Source organism: Arthrobacter glacialis, from assembly GCF_002909445.1.
Taxonomy (GTDB): Bacteria; Actinomycetota; Actinomycetes; order Actinomycetales; family Micrococcaceae; genus Specibacter; species Specibacter glacialis.
The window spans coordinates 1-2,708 of record NZ_PPXC01000034.1 but is presented as its reverse complement, the minus strand read 5'-3'; the positions used below and the strand labels follow the sequence as shown (position 1 = coordinate 2,708).

At 61.2% G+C, this 2,708-nt stretch carries 1 protein-coding gene; it reads right to left on the bottom strand.

The features are described from left to right. Positions 1-2,708, bottom strand: a 2,708-nt coding sequence (aceE, locus tag CVS27_RS20225) for a pyruvate dehydrogenase (acetyl-transferring), homodimeric type (protein ID WP_243400297.1), incomplete at both ends; no start/stop codon positions are given.

The window sequence follows — 2,708 nt, the reverse complement described above, 5'->3', positions numbered from 1 at the left end:
AGCCTTCGCCGCCTGTGTTGCCGGTGGTGCCGGCGTTGACGTTGAGGAGGTCGTATTTCGTGGCTGCCTGGATGGCTGCGTTGGGGTCGATTTTGCCTTGTTTGGCGAGCATTTGCAGGGTTCGGACGACGACTGAGTGGGAGTCGATTTTGAAGTATCTGCGGGCTGCTTGGCGGGTGTCGGAGAAACCGAAGCCGTCGGCACCGAGGGTGGCGAAGTCGTTGGGCAGGAATTGGCGTACCTGGTCCGGGACGGCTTTCATGTAGTCGGTGACGGCGATGACGGGTCCTGGTGCATCAGCCATTTTGGCGGTGATGTACGGGACACGTGCTTCGTGTTCGGGGTGCAGGAAGGTTTCTTCTTCGGCGGCGAGGCCGTCGCGTCGGAGTTCGGTCCAGGAGGTGACGGACCAAACATCGGCGGCGACTCCCCACTCGGTGGCGAGGATGTGTGCTGCTTCCAACGCCCAGGGAACGGAGACGCCGGAGCCCAGCAGTTGGGTGCGGGGCCCGTCGTGTTCGCTCTTCTTGAGCAGGTAGATGCCTTTGTTGATGCCCTCGACGTCGATGTTCTCGGGTGCTTTGGGTTGGCTGATCGGTTCGTTGTACACGGTGATGTAGTACATGACGTTGGGATCGGTTGAATCCGGTCCGTACATGCGTTCGATGCCGGCGCGCATGATCGCACCGATTTCGTAGCCGTAGGCGGGGTCGTAGGTGATCACGGCCGGGTTCGTGGCGGCCAGGATCGGGGAGTGCCCGTCAGCGTGTTGGAGGCCTTCACCAGTTAATGTGGTGCGTCCTGCTGTGGCGCCGATGATGAAGCCGCGGGTCATTTGGTCTCCGGCGGCCCAGAAGGAATCACCGGTGCGTTGGAAGCCGAACATGGAGTAGAACACGTAGAACGGGATCAACGGTTCGCCATGGGTGGCGTACGCGGTGCCGGCGGCGGTGAACGCTGCCACGGAACCGGCTTCGTTGATGCCGGCGTGCACGATCTGCCCGGAGATCGATTCCTTGTAGGCCAGGACGAGGTCGCGGTCCACGGAGAGGTAGTTTTGTCCGTTGGGGTTGTAGATTTTCGCTGTCGGGAAGAACGCGTCCATGCCGAAGGTGCGTGCCTCGTCCGGGATGATCGGGACAATGCGGTGGCCGATCTTGGGGTCCCGCATCAAGTCCTTGAGCACGCGCACGAACGACATGGTCGTGGCGGCTTGTTGCTTGCCCGAGCCACGGTTGGCGACCTCGTAGGTTTTATCCCCGGGGAGTTCGAGTTCGGTGTGGGTGCTGCGGCGTTCGGGCAGGAACCCGCCCAACGCGGCCCGGCGTTCCATGAGGTACTGGATTTCCGGTGTGTCCGCACCTGGGCGGTAGTACGGGGGATGGTACGGGTCAGCTTCCAACACCTCATCGCTGATGGGCAGGCGCAGGTGCGTGCGGAAGTCTTTGAGGTCCTGCAGGGTGAGTTTCTTCATCTGGTGCGTGGCGTTACGCGCCTCGAAGTGGGTACCCAGGCCGTAGCCCTTGACCGTGTGGGCCAGGATCACTGTGGGTTTGCCCTTGAACTCGGTGGCAGCCTTGTACGCGGCGTAGACCTTGTGGTAGTCGTGCCCGCCACGTTTGAGGTTCCAGACCTCGTCATCGCTCAGGTGCGCGGCGAGTTCCTTGGTTTGCGGGGTCTTCCCGAAGAAGTGCTCCTTCACGAACCCGCCGGATTCGGCCTTGTACGTTTGGTAGTCACCATCCAAAGTGGTGTTCATGACATCGACCAGGGACCCGTCAGTGTCCCGGGCCAAAAGGTCATCCCACTCACGGCCCCAGAGTACTTTGATGACGTTCCAGCCCGCGCCGCGGAAGAACGCTTCCAACTCTTGGACGATTTTGCCGTTGCCACGGACCGGCCCATCGAGGCGTTGGAGGTTGCAGTTGATAACGAAGTTCAGGTTATCGAGCTTGTCGTTCGCGGCGAGTTGGAGCAGGCCGCGTGATTCGGGCTCGTCCATTTCACCGTCACCCAAAAACGCCCAGACTTGCTGGTCGGAGGTGTCCTTGATGCCACGGTTATGCAGGTACCGGTTGGACTGGGCCTGGTAGATCGCGTTCATCGGGCCGATACCCATTGACACGGTCGGGAATTCCCAGAATTCAGGCATCAGACGCGGGTGCGGGTACGAGGACAGGGCATGGCCTTCTTTGGAGCGTTCCTGACGGAAACCATCCATGTCTTCCTCGGACAGGCGCCCTTCCAGGAACGCGCGGGCGTACATGCCGGGGGAGGCGTGGCCCTGGAAGAAGATCTGGTCGCCACCACCGGGGTGGTTCTTGCCACGGAAGAAGTGGTTGAAACCAACCTCGTACAAGGTCGCGGCACCGGCATAGGTGGAGATATGCCCACCCACACCAATCTCCGGGGCCTGGGCGCGGTGGACCATGACAGCGGCGTTCCACCGCAACCAGGCACGGTACTTACGCTCGATCTCTTCATTGCCGGGGAACACAGGCTCCTGGTCCGCCGGAATGGTGTTCACATAATCGGTGGTCGTGACCATAGGCACGCCAACGCTCTGCGCGCCTGCCCGCTGCAACAGACTACGCATAATGAACTGGGCACGCTCAGTACTACGTTCGGCAATCAGCGTATCCAAGGACTCCAACCATTCGGCAGTCTCTTCCGGATCGCGATCAGGCAGCTGGTTTGTCAACCCGCTA